Consider the following 14,759-nt stretch of genomic DNA (forward strand, 5'->3'; position numbering starts at 1 on the left):
AATGAAAATGAAATAATTACATATGTAACAAAAGGAAGCTGAAGAATGGTTGGAATACTAAAAAATGCGTAACCATGCAGGTTAGAATAAATTTTTAGAGCTTCCTGTTGTTTCCTATATGTTAAAAAATGTATACTGACAAATGAGAGATAATTATAACAGCTCTATTAAAAATATGATATACTGTTAAAAATCTCTTAAAAAAGGATGTTCAAAAAGTCCGCCAAAAATGACACATCGAATTTCTTCGTTAGCTTGCTTTTCCGCTGAGACCTGCGATTACTCGGTCTATTAAAGCCGTTGCTCATGTATTTAACGGCATACATTCCGCTGGGGACTGCGATTACTCGCCCCATTAAAATCGTTGCTCAAAGCTGCGCTGCCTCGAACTTCTCGGTCTTTTTTAACGGACTTTTTGAACACACACTTAAACTTACATAGTGACTAGGAGAAAAATAATGTTAAAAAATTGGAAGCACTTCGATTTCACATTGATGATTACGCCAATTCTATTAGCTGGTTTTGGAGTAGTAATGGTATATAGTGCAAGTATGGTATTAGCTGTTGTGGAAGGTTCAGACAGTAATTTTTATCTTAACAGGCAATTAGTCTTCTTTATTGTTGCACTTATTGGATTCGCGGTTACATCCTTCTTGCCGTACCAAATCTATCAAAGACTGATGAAGATAATCATTATATCTTGTATTATCTTACTTGTAGCTGTTCTTTTCTTTGGAGATACAGTCAATAATGCAAGGTCGTGGTTTCGGTTTGGTCCATTCAGCTTGCAGCCTGCAGAGGTCGCTAAGCTTGGTCTGATTATGTATTTAGCTGCAATATATTCTAAAAAGCAGGCTTACTTAGACCAGTTTAGCAAAGGAGTGCTGCCTCCGCTTATCATCACTGCCGTCGTTCTTGGATTAATTGTGGCGCAGCCGGATGTTGGAACAGCTGCTATTATATTTTTGATGGCATGCTCTGTTATCTTTGCTTCTGGTATCAAATGGAGACATTTATCTATTCTTGTTTTTGCCGGCTTGCTGCTGCTTGCATTTGCCATTCCAAACATGGTAACGGAAGAAAGACTCTCCCGTTTTACTGGTGCTTACCAGCCGTTTAATTCGCCGGATTTAAACGGGTATCAATTAATCCAGTCGTATGTTGCGATTGGTGTGGGCGGCTGGACAGGAGAAGGATTAGGACAAAGTATCCAAAAACTGGGCTTTCTGGTAGAAGGTCATACGGATTTTATTATGGCCATTATTGCGGAAGAACTCGGATTTGTAGGGGTAGCGATCGTTTTAGGTTTACTTGCTGCCATTGTCTTTAGAGGACTCTATATTTCCAGACGATGCCAGGATAGTTTTGGTTCATTGCTTGCACTTGGGATTGCATCGATGATAGGCATTCAAACTTTTATTAATTTAGGCGCAATTAGCGGGGTTCTGCCAATTACAGGTGTTCCCTTGCCATTTATCAGTTATGGAGGATCCTCTTTGCTGTTTATGATGATATCCATGGGGATTCTTAATAATATAGCTATGCAAGTTAATAAGAAAGAAAGTGAAAGGGAAGAACTGGCTCCTAAGCCTAGTTTATTCCACAGAAAATCTATCAATTCGTACAGAGGTGGTAAAGCATGACAGACTTAAAGCAAATTAACAAAGTATTAGTTGCAAACAGAGGAGAAATCGCGATACGTGTATTCCGGGCTTGTACCGAGTTAAATATTCGCACTGTAGCTGTTTACTCCAGCGAAGATTCGTCTTCCTTTCACCGGTTTAAAGCGGATGAAGCTTATTTAATCGGGGAAGGGAAAAAGCCGATTGACGCATACTTAGATATCGAAGGAATCATTGCTTTAGCAAAAGAAGTAGATGTGGATGCAATCCATCCGGGCTATGGCTTCCTTTCTGAAAACATCGAATTTGCAAAGCGCTGTGAAGAAGAGGGCATTATTTTTATCGGCCCTACCAGCCAGCATTTAAATATGTTTGGAGATAAAGTAAAAGCAAGAGAACAAGCATTGGCTGCCGATTTACCAATTATTCCGGGTAGTGACGGCCCGGTTAACTCTTTAGAAGAAGTCAAAGCTTTCGGAGATAAGCATGGCTATCCGATTATTATTAAAGCTTCGCTTGGCGGCGGCGGAAGAGGCATGCGTGTGGTGCAGGATGCCAATGAAGTGGACAATGCTTATGACCGCGCAAAATCAGAAGCAAAGGCTGCCTTTGGGAATGATGAAATCTATGTAGAGAAATTAATTGAAAATCCGAAACATATTGAAGTACAGATTATTGGTGACAACCAAGGGAATATTATTCATTTATATGAAAGAGACTGTTCTGTACAGCGCCGTCATCAGAAATTGATTGAGGTAGCTCCAAGCTTATCTCTAAACGAAGAGCTGAGAGAAGCAATCTGTCAGGCAGCTGTCGATTTGATGAAAAATGTCGACTATCTCAATGCGGGTACGGTGGAATTCCTGGTAACCGAAAACGATTTTTACTTTATCGAAGTAAACCCGCGTGTGCAAGTAGAGCATACGATTACCGAGATGATTACCGGTGTGGACATCGTTCAGACGCAAATCAAGATTGCGGATGGATTTGGACTTCATGATAAGGAAGTAGGTATTCCAACACAGGATAAAATTACAACACAAGGTTATGCGATTCAATCCCGTGTGACTTCGGAAGACCCGCTGAATGATTTTATGCCGGATACCGGAAAAATCAATGCTTACCGCAGCGGCGGCGGATTTGGTGTCCGTCTCGATGCAGGAAATGCGTACCAGGGAGCAGTTATTTCACCTCACTATGATTCATTATTAGTAAAAGTTTCTACCTGGGCGCTTGATTTTGAACAGGCTACCATTAAAATGGTGCGAAACTTAAAAGAATTCCGAATTAGAGGAATCAAGACAAATATTCCATTCCTGGAAAATGTGATGCTGCATGAACAGTTCTTATCCGGAGAATATGATACGACGTTTATTGATAAAACACCAGAATTGTTTATTTTCCCAGTACGCCGTGACCGCGGAACCAAAATGCTGACGTATATTGCAAACACCACGTTAAATGGCGTAGATGGTGCGGAAAAGCAGGATAAACCAGATTTTGATAAATTGATTATTCCGAACACAGAAAATATTGAAACACAGCCGGGATCGAAACAAATTTTAGATGAACGCGGTCCAGAAGGACTTGCTAAATGGCTGAAGGATCAAAAACAGGTGATGCTGACCGATACCACATTTCGTGATGCCCATCAATCTTTACTGGCTACACGCGTTCGTACCAATGACTTATTGCACATTGCAGAGCCGACAGCAAAATTACTGCCAAATCTATTTTCTGTAGAGATGTGGGGCGGTGCAACCTATGATGTTGCTTACCGTTTCTTGAAAGAGGATCCTTGGCAAAGACTGCTGCATTTGAGAAAGCGCATGCCGAATGTGTTATTCCAGATGCTGCTGCGTGCAAGCAATGCGGTTGGATACAAAAACTATCCGGATAATGTAATCGAATTATTTGTGAAGAAAAGTGCCGAAGCCGGTATTGATGTATTCCGTATTTTTGACAGCTTGAACTGGGTGGAGGGCATGCAGGTAGCCATCGATAACGTCCGCAAAACGGATAAAATTGCAGAAGCTGCAATCTGTTATACGGGTGATATTCTAGACACAGGCAGACAAAAATATGATCTTGACTACTATAAGAATATGGCTAAAGAACTGGAAACAGCTGGCGCTCATATTCTGGGAATCAAGGATATGGCAGGCTTGCTGAAGCCGGAAGCAGCCTATCAGCTGATCAGCACATTAAAAGAAACCGTCGATATTCCGATTCACCTGCATACGCATGATACCAGCGGCAATGGAGTGTACGCTTATTCGAGAGCGATTGAAGCAGGAGTCGATGCGGTTGATGTCGCGGTTGGTTCGATGGCAGGGATGACTTCTCAGCCAAGTGCACAGTCACTGTACTATGCTTTAGAAGGAAAAGCATATCAACCAGCGCTGGATATTGAAAAATTTGAAGAAATTGGCCAGTATTGGGAAGGTGTCCGCCAGTTCTATAAAGATTTCGAAAGCGGCATGAATGCGCCGCATACAGAAATCTATCAGCATGAAATGCCAGGCGGTCAATACAGCAACCTGCAGCAGCAGGCAAAAGCGGTAGGGCTTGGCGATCGCTGGAATGAAGTGAAAGCAATGTTCCGTACGGTGAATGATATGTTTGGTGATATTGTCAAGGTTACTCCATCCTCCAAAGTGGTCGGAGATATGGCGCTTTTCATGGTGCAAAACGATTTAACAGAGGAAACAATCTATGAAAAAGGCGAATCCATTGATTTCCCTGATTCGGTGATTGAATTCGCACAAGGATATATCGGACAGCCTTACCAAGGCTTCCCGGAAAAACTGCAAAAGCTGATTTTAAAAGATAAAAAACCAATCACTGTAAGACCTGGGGAGCTATTGGAAGACGTTGATTTTAAAGAGATGCGTGATACACTTTATAATGAACTGAATCGTCCGGTCAACAGTCATGATTTGATTTCCTATGCATTATATCCAAAGGTATTCAAAGATTACGAGGATTTCTTGAATACGTATGGCGATATGTCTGTATTAGACACACCGACATTCTTCTACGGCATGAAGCTTGGTGAAGTGATTGAAGTAGAAATTGAAAAAGGGAAAACCCTGATTGTGAAGCTGGTTTCTATTTCGGAGCCGAAAGAAGACGGCACCCGTGTTGTTTATTTCGAATTAAATGGGCAGAGCAGAGAAATCGTCGTCCGTGATAATAGTATTGAGTCTGCGATTGCAGCTAATCCGAAAGCAGATAAATCCAATCCAAAGCACGTAGGTGCAACGATGCCTGGAACCGTCCTTGAAGTACATTGTGCGAAAGGCGATACGGTTAAAAAGGGACAGCATCTGATGACCAACGAAGCAATGAAAATGGAAACGTCCGTACAGGCTCCGCTTGATGGAGTGGTTAAAGAAATCCATGCGCAAGCAGGCAGCTCGATTGCGGTAAATGATCTATTGATTGAATTTGAATAAACAAAATTAAAACAGCCCTTTGGTGAATCAGCCAAGGGGCTTGTTGCGTAATGGATGATTATTGGGGGGAGGGGATACACCAACTCGTATAAATAGAGAAGGATAAACTCTCAATCGGAGCCGATTCAGATTAAAGCTATGGATAAAAAAGAAGGAACCCTTGTTTAAGTGCAAGCAAGGTTCCTTCTTTTTTGCTGGAATATTGAAATATAATAGATTCGATTATTTTTCTTTTCTGCTGCTTCGGAAAGACAGATGGATAAAGTAAGTCAGCATTCCAAAGTAACATGTAATAAATAGTGCATGGGCTAGTGCAATAAATAAATTAAGCTGTGTAAAAATGATGAGCGAGCCGGAGATAACCTGCAATGTAATCAGTGACAGCGTAATTATCCAGCCCCATCTCATAACCTCGCTGCGGCTATATTTCTTTAGCATACGGACTGTTAAAAGGATTGTCCACAAAAATAAGATTCCAGCTGCAAAACGATGCCCCATCTGGACCCATTGATGAAAGGAATAGCTTGCAAAGGCAAATGGCTCTGAATTGGAACAAAATGGCCAATCGGTACAATCCAGGATGGAATTCGTATGACGTACCAGTGCCCCGCTGTATACCACACACATTGTATAAACCGTTATCGCATAGATTTCAATTCGGTGAGATTTATTAATATGGATATCTTCTGTATGTAATTTCTTATCAATTTCAAAGAATAATAGCATAAGTAAAAAAACAGCAGAAAAACAAATTAAAGATATCCCGAAATGGGTAGCCAATATAAAGTCAGACTGTCCCCAGACCACTGCTGCTGCACCGACCAGTGCTTGTACAATAATAAAAAATAATGCAGAAAAACTTAAAAAAATAACTTCCTTATGATGTCTGTATGCTTTCCAGGAAAGAATAGCAAGTAAAAGCACCAATATACCAACTGCGCCGCTGACCATTCGATGACTTAATTCAACAATCATTTCAAAATGAAGGTTAGCAGGGAGAAGTTCGCCTTCACACAGCGGCCAGCTGTCTCCGCATCCATCCGCTGAACCTGTTTTTGTAACAAGTGCTCCTCCTAAAAGAAGGGGAAGCATTCCAATGGCCGTTGTCACAGATAGTATTTTTAGTATTTTTAACATATCTATGCAACCTCACTTCTTATGTAAATTATCCAATATCTCCAGTGTACCAAAAATCATGCGGGAAACGCTTTCCAATTTTGAACAAAATCTAACATCCGCTTGTAATGCCTGAATAGAAGCACAGCTTTGCCTATTTGAAAAATTGTATCAGGGACGAATAAGATAAAGTTTTTGCATTGATTTTTGATATCATCAGTTTAACAAATAAAGACAGACAAAATGACTTTATTCCAAAAATAAAAACCAAAACCCGAATACCAATCTTAATAGTATCATGTTTTTTTGAAGTTTTCATCAGCAAATAAAAAAAGCTTGCATAATTCAGTTATGTTTGCTAGAAATATAGTATGGATTAGTATGCAGAAGAACAGTTGCCGTTTTATAAAAAATAGAAAATATACATAATTCATTTTCTTTATCTATTTTCCGAGACAACTTTTTAGCTGGATGTTCAAATAGTTGTAATATATTATATAAAAGTTCATTAGATTGTCATAGAAATCCATGCTATAATTAAAGTTGGAAACGGAATACATAGAAACAAATGCGTGTATTCTGTTTATTATTATGTCTTCCTACTGGTGCGAAGGGGGGAAATTATGGATAAAGTAGACATGACTTACTCGGAGCTGATCGGTAACACAACCATTTCAACCAAAGAAAAAATAACTGTTTTTCTGTCAGAAGTGAAGGCGCTTATAAAAATCGGAATTGTCAATTCTAATTTGATTACGGCAATTACAGGTTTTTTAGTAGCTATCGCTTTAACGAACGCCTCCTTTAGCAATCATTGGGGAACATTTCTTTTGATGATAATTGGAAGTGCTTTAGTAATTGCCGGCGGCTGCATTATGAACAACTGGTATGATGTAGATATTGATCCCAAAATGTCCCGAACGAAGAAAAGACCAACGGTGACCGGATTCTTTTCATTGCGGGCAGTACTGATAATGGGAATAGTTGTCAGCAGTCTTGGACTCGCAGTATTGATGTTTACCACTTGGTACGCGGCATTATTTGCTTTTATTGGCTGGTTTGGCTATGTCGTATTGTACACCATGTGGTCAAAGAGAAGATACACATTAAACACGGCTATTGGAAGCTTGTCTGGTGCAATGCCTCCTGTGATTGGCTGGGCAGCAGTCGATCCTTCTTTTCATGTGGTTCCGCTTATCATGTTTTTAATTATGTTTATATGGCAGACACCGCATTTTCTTGCCTTGGCAATGAAGAAAAAAGAAGAATATAAGGCGGCTGGAGTACCGATGCTGCCAGTGGTTAAAGGCATGGGCATAACGAAAAGACAAATTAATGTTTATATCGCTTGTCTTTTACCGTTGCCGTTATTCTTGCTTCCTACACTGGGCTTAACATTTACGATTGTAGCAACAATATTGAATATCGCATGGCTGGTGATTGGTTTTATAGGGCTGTTTACGGAGAAGGATATGAAATGGGCTAATTTAGTATTTATATTTTCCTTGAATTATTTAACAATTCTTTTTCCGTTAATGATTATTGTCACACTGCCGATATTTAATTAATGATTGTTATTCCTTAAAATTTAAATATAAAAGGAAAGAACAAGAAGAAAGAGAGGTATTCTTACATGAGAGGTTGGATGGGAAAAACCAAAGTATTTTTCGTATTCACATTACTTGCATTATTTCTTGCGGGCTGCGGAATCGAAAATCTGACTGCACTAAAGCCTAAAGGTTACGGCGCAGAACAAGCCATGGATCTTATTATTTTGACCACATTGATCATGACAGGTGTGTTTATTGTGGTTATGGTGATTTATGTGATTACACTTGTTCGCTTTCGCAGGAAAAAAGGACAGGAAGACCATATTCCTGAGCAGGTGGAAGGGAACCACAAGCTGGAAGTAATATGGACAGTAATCCCGATTATTTTGGTGTTGATTATTGCTGTGCCTACTGTTCTGGCGACTTTTGATTTGGCAGATGACTCCAGTGCAGATGAACTCATCAATGTTAATGTAAAAGGAAATCAATATTGGTGGCATTTTGAGTATCCTGGAGAAGAAGTTCAAACAAGTCAAGACCTGTATATTCCTACAGGCGAGCGCGTTTATTTACATATGCTCTCTTCTGATGTTATTCATTCATTCTGGGTTCCATCAATTTCCGGGAAAATGGATGTCAATGCAGAGAATGTAAATACAATGTATATCGAAGCTTACGAGGAAGGTGTGTACTGGGGCAAATGTGCTGAGCTATGCGGACCTTCACATTCATTAATGGACTTTAAAGTCATTGCTGTTTCACCTGAAGAGTATGAACAGTGGGTTGATGATATGCAGAACATAGATGCAGAAGCAGAACCTGAAACTGCGGATGCTCAGGAAGGTCAAGAGTTATTTGAAGCAAATAACTGTATGAATTGTCATGCGACAGATGCAGCTGCTTCCGGCATTGAAGCTGGTCCAGAGAATAACGGACCTTTTGGACCGAATTTATCAAACTTTGGAGACCGATCCAATGTTGCCGGTGTGTTAGAGCATAACGAGGAGAACCTTGTAGACTGGTTAATGGATCCTGAATCTATTAAGCCGGGCAACCAAATGACGGGTCAATATCCAGAGCTGAATCAAGATGAAGCAGAAAGTATTGCAGCATATCTATTGCAATTACAGCCTTCAGAAATTACACCTGAAAACGCAGGAGATTAAAAAGTGAATGACTGTTACAAAAGGGAGGTTTAAAATTTGGGTATGACTAGTGCTCAAAAAAGCGGTTTCGGGGCTACCTTATGGGATTGGCTGACAACTGTCGATCATAAAAAGATCGGTATTCTATACCTTGCAGGCGGAGGATTCTTTTTCCTGTTAGGCGGTCTTGAAGCTGTAATTATTCGTATTCAACTTATTTCACCAGAGAATAATTTTATTAGTGCAGGGCTTTATAACGAAATGATTACCATGCACGGTACAACGATGATTTTTCTTGCAGCAATGCCAATATTATTAGGATTGATGAACTTTATTATGCCGCTGCAAATCGGAGCGCGTGACGTTGCGTTTCCGTTTCTAAACTCTTTAGGTTTCTGGTTGTTTTTATTTGGAGGATTGCTATTAAACCTTAGCTGGTTTACTGGTGCACCCGATGCCGGCTGGACCAACTATGCTCCTTTATCAATACAATCACCGGGTCATGGGATTGACTTCTACATTATGGGGCTGCAATTATCCGGAGCGGGAACATTAATGGGCGGAATCAACTTTATTGTTACGATTGTTTTAATGCGTGCACCGGGTATGACTTATATGAGGATGCCGTTATTTACATGGACGACTTTTGTGGCTAGTATCTTAATACTATTTGCTTTCCCTGCATTGACGGTCGGATTATTCTTAATGATGTTTGACCGCATGTTTGGTTCTGCATTTTTCGATGCTGCATTAGGCGGGAATGCTATCATTTGGCAGCATTTATTCTGGATATTCGGACATCCGGAAGTATACATTTTGATTTTACCGGTTTTTGGTGTATTTAGTGAGGTTTTCCCGACATTTGCTAAGAAACGTTTGTTTGGATACACAGCAATGGTATTTGCGACATTTTTAATTGCATTTTTAGGATTTATGGTTTGGGCTCACCATATGTTTACAGTTGGCCTGGGGCCAGTTGCAAACTCTATCTTTGCAGTAGCAACGATGGCAATTGCTGTTCCGACGGGAATAAAAATATTTAACTGGCTGTTTACCCTTTGGGGTGGCAGTATCAAAATCAATACAGCAATGTTATGGTCATTAGCTTTCATTCCGTCATTTACTATCGGAGGAATGACTGGTGTTATGCTTGCTTCAGCTGTTGCTGACTATCAATATCATGACACTTATTTTGTTATTGGACACTTTCATTATGTTATTGTCGGTGGAACAGTGTTTGGTATATTAGCTGGACTTCATTATTGGTGGCCAAAAATGTTTGGCAGGTATTTACACGAAGGGTTAGGACAGCTATCGTTTTGGACATTCTTTGTTGGGTTCCATTTAACATTCTTTATTCAGCATTTCTTAGGTTTAATGGGGATGCCACGCCGTTACTGGGTATTCTTGGAAAATCAAGGGCTGGATACTGGTAACTTAATCAGTACCATTGGTGCTTTCTTTATGTCATTTGGTGTTATTGTATTTTTGATTAATATAATCTACACAACCATCAAAGGGAAAAAAGCCCCTGGCGATGCTTGGGGAAGCGGGCGCACACTTGAATGGACAATTTCATCCCCGCCTGTCCATTATAACTTTAAACAATTACCATTAGTTCGCGGGTTAGATCCATTATGGATTGAAAAAACGGAAGGTAATAAAAAAGTGACTCCGGCAGAACCATTAGATGAAATTCATATGCCTAACGGGTCTATTCTCCCTTTCATTATGACTATTGGGTTTACGATTGCTTCCTATGGTTTTATTTATCAAACAGAAAGTAAATATTGGCTAATTGCTGTATATACAGGAATGGCAATTGCATTAATCAGTATGTTAATCCGTTCATTAAAAGATGACCACGGACATCATATTTCTAAAGAAGAACTAGAAAGGGTGGGTGATTAATATGAGTCATGATCATTCCATTGATCCAAAGAATATGCCAAAAGATCCTTCAAAAGCAACAACGGAAGGTAAACATAAATTTATGGGCTTGTGGATATTCCTTGGTGGCGAGACAGTTCTTTTTGCCTGTTTGTTTGGTACGTACCTTGCCTTAAAAGATTCTGCTGCAGGCGGTCCGACAACGCAGGAATTATATGGCCTGGGTCTGGTATTCTTAATGACAGTTTTGCTTTTAACAAGTTCTTTAACAAGTGTATATGCAATTTATCACATGAAAAATAATGACTTTAAAAAGATGCAGCTATGGATGGGAATTACAGCATTACTGGGTCTTGCTTTCCTTGCGTGTGAGATTTATGAATTTGCACATTATATTCATGATTATGGGTTTACATTTCGTTCTTCTGCATTTGGATCAGCCTTCTATACATTAGTTGGTTTCCACGGCGGGCACGTTGTATTCGGATTATCTTGGATTATTACATTGATGGTTCGCAATGCGAAGCGGGGACTGGATTTGTATAATGCACCAAAATTTAATACATTTGCGCTATATTGGCACTTCATCGATGTAGTGTGGGTATTCATCTTTACAGTTGTTTATCTGATGGGGATGGTGAGTTAATTTATGACAGATGAAATGAGTACAAGAAAAATTAATTCGTTCCAAAAGCAAAAGAATAAAGAAGAAATGCAAAAAATGGTAGTCAGCTTTGCTTTAATGATTTTCTTTACCTTAGTTGCATTTGCTCTTGTTATGTTAGAGGTACCATCTACGTACGTTATTCCAATATTACTGCTTCTTGCCTTTGTACAGGTAGGGTTTCAGTTTTTCTACTTTATGCACCTAAAGGATAAAGGACATGAGGTGCCTGCCCAGATTATCTATGGGGGAATTTTTATTACAGTGATGGTAGCATTGACTTTTACTATCATTACTTGGTGGTAAGTAAGACAAATTGAAATCAATCCTTTTGAAATGACAAACGCTATGATGATTTATTTATTAAATTGTCATAGCGTTTTGTTTATCATATGGAAAATATAGGGCATGAAATAGAAGGATATGTTTTAAAATCGTCACAATCCCATTAGAGAATTCTTGTTTATTTTAAGGTATAATAGATAAAGTAGACTAAACTGGAGATGATTAGGTATGTGGTTAGATATACAAATATTCGGGTTTCGGGCATTATGGAGCCCTTACTTTATGATATTTACAGCTCTTATTGCACTAGCTTATTTTCTAATTACAGGACCGTACCGGCATAAGTTTGGCAATCATGATAAAGTTACTGTGAAGCAGCAGATTTCTTTTTATACGGCAATAGTGTGTTTATACTTAGTAAAAGGCGCTCCAATTGATTTACTCTCACATATAACGCTGACTGCTCACATGATTCAAATGGCTGTTTACTTGCTGATTATCCCGATACTGGTTATCAAAGGGATACCTTCCTGGCTATGGCGAAAAGCAATTGACCGGCCTGTTATTAGACCGATTGTGGAAATAGGTACAAAACCGTTAATATCCTTATTGCTGTTTAATGGTTTATTTTCTCTTTATCATATACCTTCTTTCTTTGAGTTTGCAAAGTCTTCGCCAGTCATTCATACGGTGATTCACGGGATTCTGTTAATTGCAGCCTTCTTTATGTTTTTCCCGCTGCTGGCCCCTTTAAAGGAATTCGACCGGATGCAGCCGCTATTAAAAATAGGTTATATTTTTGCAAATAGTGTATTAATCACACCGGCCTGTGTATTGATTATTTTTGCACCTGAACCTCTTTACGCTACCTATACACAAGGAGGAGCATGGATGCAGGCGATGAGTCTTTGTGTACCGACTGATGTTTTACAGGGACTTGCTCCCGGTTTAACTGGACCGGAAATGTTTACACCGCTCAGTACACTGATTGATCAGCAGCTCGGCGGTATTATTATGAAGGTTATTCAGGAAATTACTTATGGAGGGGTTCTAGCAACAATTATTTTTTCTTGGGTTAACAAAGAAAAAAACACGATTGATCCGTTGCCGGCAAAACCAGCAGAATCACATTAAAAAGAGATATTTAGAAGTGGAGCTGAAGTAAAAGGCTAGAAAGTATGTAGCGTATATAACGGGAGGGCAAAGCCTTAAACATCTATAATATATGGCTGCAATCTGTGTTCATATAATTATCGTTATACTAGACAAAAGCATGCTTTAAAAATGGTCACTGTATGGGCATGGTTTCAAACTTTCTGAGAACTTTAGAACGCATAATTAGAAATACTGGAGGATAAAGCAATGCATTTACTACCAACAATCAGTACATTTTTTATTGCTTTGAGTGCAATACTTGTAGCAATAGGCTGGGTTTTAATCGTTAAAAATAAAAGAAAAGAACATAAAGCTGTGATGATATCAGCAGCTGTCAGTGCCCTTCTTTTCTTCATTATTTATGTATCACGTACCGTATTTATAGGAAATACAAGCTTTGGAGGACCTGAAAGTATACAGACTTACTTTACGATTTTCCTGATTTTCCATATTATTTTAGCTACAGTTGGAGCTGTATTTGGAGTTGTAACGCTTGTATTAGCATTTAAGCGGAATATTAAGAAACACCGTAAAATCGGCCCGATAACAAGTATTATTTGGTTTTTCAGTGCGATTACGGGGATACTTGTTTATATTTTTCTATATGTAATGTACGATCCGGGTGAAACCACGAGTATGATCAAAGCTATTCTTGGTTTTTAATCTGCGGATGGGATAACATATAGGCAGCATTTAAAGGATACAGTGCTTTATAAAGGAGCATGTATCCTTTTTTTGAAGAACAAGAGAAAGTATATAAAAAAATGCTGAATATATCCGCTCCAACGGGTTTTATGGGGTGAGTAATCTTAGGCCCCAGAAACACACTCCGCTTTCCGTAGGCCCCGAACTCATCTCCTTTAAAGAAGACTTAGCGATTGGCAAGCCGACAGGTGCAGACAGGGCTAAAGTCGCACTTATGCCCTGCGGGTAGAAAAAAAGAAGGTCACTTTTTTCCTGCGGGATCTTCCCACTGGGACTGCGATTACTCGTCCCACCGAAAACAACTGCGATTACTCGCCCCATCAAAACCGTCACTAGAAATTGCGTTATTTCCTTGTAAAATAGCAAATAAAAAATAATTCCACTTAGATGGGAGCGGATGTTGTCGACTCCTGCGGGAAAAGCAACAGGTAGACCTGAGCAGGAAGCGGTTTTCTTACCGTGCGGCTGAACGTTGCCCGCGGAAAGCGACTTCCCGTAGCGGACATCTCTTCGGCGAGAACACCGATGTTTTAACAAGCGGTATTCTTGGTTTTTCTTATCTGATTAAATCATTCAGAATATAAAAAGAGCTGACATATTAACTGGAGATAATATGTCAGCTCTTTTGAATGGTGTCTTTTTATTTTTTGTAATATTGCAGTTCGTCGCTAAGTTTTGCGAGTAATGTGTTCGTTCTTTCTACAACGCTTTCAGGAAAGTTCTCTTCTTCGCCATACTCAACGCCGTGTGGATAATAATGTTTACCAAGTAAAGGAGTCATTAATTTAATAACGGCGTTGCGCTTATCCACATCACCTTCGATAGCATAACCTTGTACGCGGATATAGTATGTAATACCTTCTTCGTTGGATCCGATTTTGTAATCATAGGTAACGCGTTCATAATCCCATTGCCCGGCCCGGATAAAGGCAAGATTTGCTGTTACGTGATCCAATACCTGTACATCAATAATTGTGTCTTCTATCCCAGTGTTTTCAAATCTCATTTTACTTTCACCTCATCAATAATATTCTGCTTAATTTAAGGATAATACGAAACGGTAATAGATGCAATAGAAACCATGGACGATAGCAAAGAAAGGGTATAATATTATGATAATAGGGTATAAAATAGATAAGTAGATTATACATAGAAAGTTCAAAAAGTCC

11 protein-coding genes are annotated in these 14,759 nt (G+C 39.3%); 9 read left to right on the forward strand and 2 right to left on the reverse strand.

All coding sequences use genetic code 11. The features are described from left to right. Positions 1–458: 458 nt before the first annotated feature. The gene (gene ftsW, locus ACZSMY_RS01025; protein WP_289584878.1) at positions 459–1,643 is read left to right on the forward strand and encodes a putative lipid II flippase FtsW; all 1,185 of its coding nucleotides are present in this window, start codon (positions 459–461) and stop codon (positions 1,641–1,643) included. Then, positions 1,640–5,080 carry a pyruvate carboxylase gene (gene pyc / locus ACZSMY_RS01030; protein ID WP_455725823.1) on the forward strand — a complete coding sequence of 1,147 codons (3,441 nt, stop codon included), beginning with the start codon at positions 1,640–1,642 and terminating at the stop codon, positions 5,078–5,080. The genes ftsW and pyc overlap by 4 nt, the downstream gene beginning before the upstream one ends. Before the next feature lie 222 nt (positions 5,081–5,302). Here pyc and ACZSMY_RS01035 read toward each other — a convergent pair whose 3' ends face one another. After that, on the reverse strand, positions 5,303–6,217 hold the full coding sequence (locus tag ACZSMY_RS01035; RefSeq protein ID WP_256704873.1) for a COX15/CtaA family protein: 915 nt from the start codon (positions 6,215–6,217) through the stop codon (positions 5,303–5,305). 602 nt (positions 6,218–6,819) lie between these two features. Between ACZSMY_RS01035 and cyoE the strand changes: the two genes are divergently transcribed. From cyoE to ACZSMY_RS01070, 7 genes are all read left to right on the forward strand, one after another. Then, entirely contained in the window at positions 6,820–7,764 is a 945-nt protein-coding gene (gene cyoE, locus ACZSMY_RS01040) for a heme o synthase (RefSeq protein ID WP_289584875.1), read from the forward strand. 65 nt (positions 7,765–7,829) lie between these two features. Next, positions 7,830–8,912: a cytochrome c oxidase subunit II gene (coxB, locus tag ACZSMY_RS01045; RefSeq protein WP_042535233.1), complete on the forward strand. Its 1,083-nt coding sequence runs from the start codon at positions 7,830–7,832 to the stop codon at positions 8,910–8,912. Positions 8,913–8,954: 42 nt separating this feature from the next. Further along, on the forward strand, positions 8,955–10,802 hold the full coding sequence (gene ctaD, locus ACZSMY_RS01050; RefSeq protein ID WP_465147628.1) for a cytochrome c oxidase subunit I: 1,848 nt from the start codon (positions 8,955–8,957) through the stop codon (positions 10,800–10,802). 1 nt (position 10,803) lies between these two features. Then, on the forward strand, positions 10,804–11,427 hold the full coding sequence (locus ACZSMY_RS01055) for a cytochrome (ubi)quinol oxidase subunit III (protein ID WP_042535231.1): 624 nt from the start codon (positions 10,804–10,806) through the stop codon (positions 11,425–11,427). Between the two features lie 3 nt (positions 11,428–11,430). Next, positions 11,431–11,751, forward strand: a complete 321-nt coding sequence (gene ctaF, locus ACZSMY_RS01060) for a cytochrome c oxidase subunit IVB (protein WP_042535229.1) — start codon at positions 11,431–11,433, stop codon at positions 11,749–11,751. Positions 11,752–11,958: 207 nt separating this feature from the next. Then, entirely contained in the window at positions 11,959–12,864 is a 906-nt protein-coding gene (gene ctaG, locus ACZSMY_RS01065) for a cytochrome c oxidase assembly factor CtaG (protein WP_332093777.1), read from the forward strand. Positions 12,865–13,092: 228 nt separating this feature from the next. Beyond that, positions 13,093–13,548: a DUF420 domain-containing protein gene (locus ACZSMY_RS01070; protein ID WP_256704869.1), complete on the forward strand. Its 456-nt coding sequence runs from the start codon at positions 13,093–13,095 to the stop codon at positions 13,546–13,548. Positions 13,549–14,230: 682 nt separating this feature from the next. Here ACZSMY_RS01070 and ACZSMY_RS01075 read toward each other — a convergent pair. Next, complete coding sequence (locus tag ACZSMY_RS01075) at positions 14,231–14,596, reverse strand: YugN family protein (protein ID WP_042535224.1); 366 nt, start codon at positions 14,594–14,596, stop codon at positions 14,231–14,233. Between the last annotated feature and the right edge of the window lie 163 nt (positions 14,597–14,759).

The organism is Oceanobacillus sp. B139/18 (assembly GCF_055524595.1).

What these genes read in the sequence shown, in the direction of transcription:
- ACZSMY_RS01075 (WP_042535224.1), bottom strand. Translation starts at nt 14,596, where the DNA reads ATGAGATTTGAAAACACTGGGATAGAAGACACAATTATTGATGTACAG.
- pyc (WP_455725823.1), top strand. Translation starts at nt 1,640, where the DNA reads ATGACAGACTTAAAGCAAATTAACAAAGTATTAGTTGCAAACAGAGGA.
- ACZSMY_RS01055 (WP_042535231.1), top strand. Translation starts at nt 10,804, where the DNA reads ATGAGTCATGATCATTCCATTGATCCAAAGAATATGCCAAAAGATCCT.
- ctaG (WP_332093777.1), top strand. Translation starts at nt 11,959, where the DNA reads ATGTGGTTAGATATACAAATATTCGGGTTTCGGGCATTATGGAGCCCT.
- coxB (WP_042535233.1), top strand. Translation starts at nt 7,830, where the DNA reads ATGAGAGGTTGGATGGGAAAAACCAAAGTATTTTTCGTATTCACATTA.
- cyoE (WP_289584875.1), top strand. Translation starts at nt 6,820, where the DNA reads ATGGATAAAGTAGACATGACTTACTCGGAGCTGATCGGTAACACAACC.
- ctaF (WP_042535229.1), top strand. Translation starts at nt 11,431, where the DNA reads ATGACAGATGAAATGAGTACAAGAAAAATTAATTCGTTCCAAAAGCAA.
- ACZSMY_RS01035 (WP_256704873.1), bottom strand. Translation starts at nt 6,217, where the DNA reads ATGTTAAAAATACTAAAAATACTATCTGTGACAACGGCCATTGGAATG.
- ftsW (WP_289584878.1), top strand. Translation starts at nt 459, where the DNA reads ATGTTAAAAAATTGGAAGCACTTCGATTTCACATTGATGATTACGCCA.
- ctaD (WP_465147628.1), top strand. Translation starts at nt 8,955, where the DNA reads ATGACTAGTGCTCAAAAAAGCGGTTTCGGGGCTACCTTATGGGATTGG.
- ACZSMY_RS01070 (WP_256704869.1), top strand. Translation starts at nt 13,093, where the DNA reads ATGCATTTACTACCAACAATCAGTACATTTTTTATTGCTTTGAGTGCA.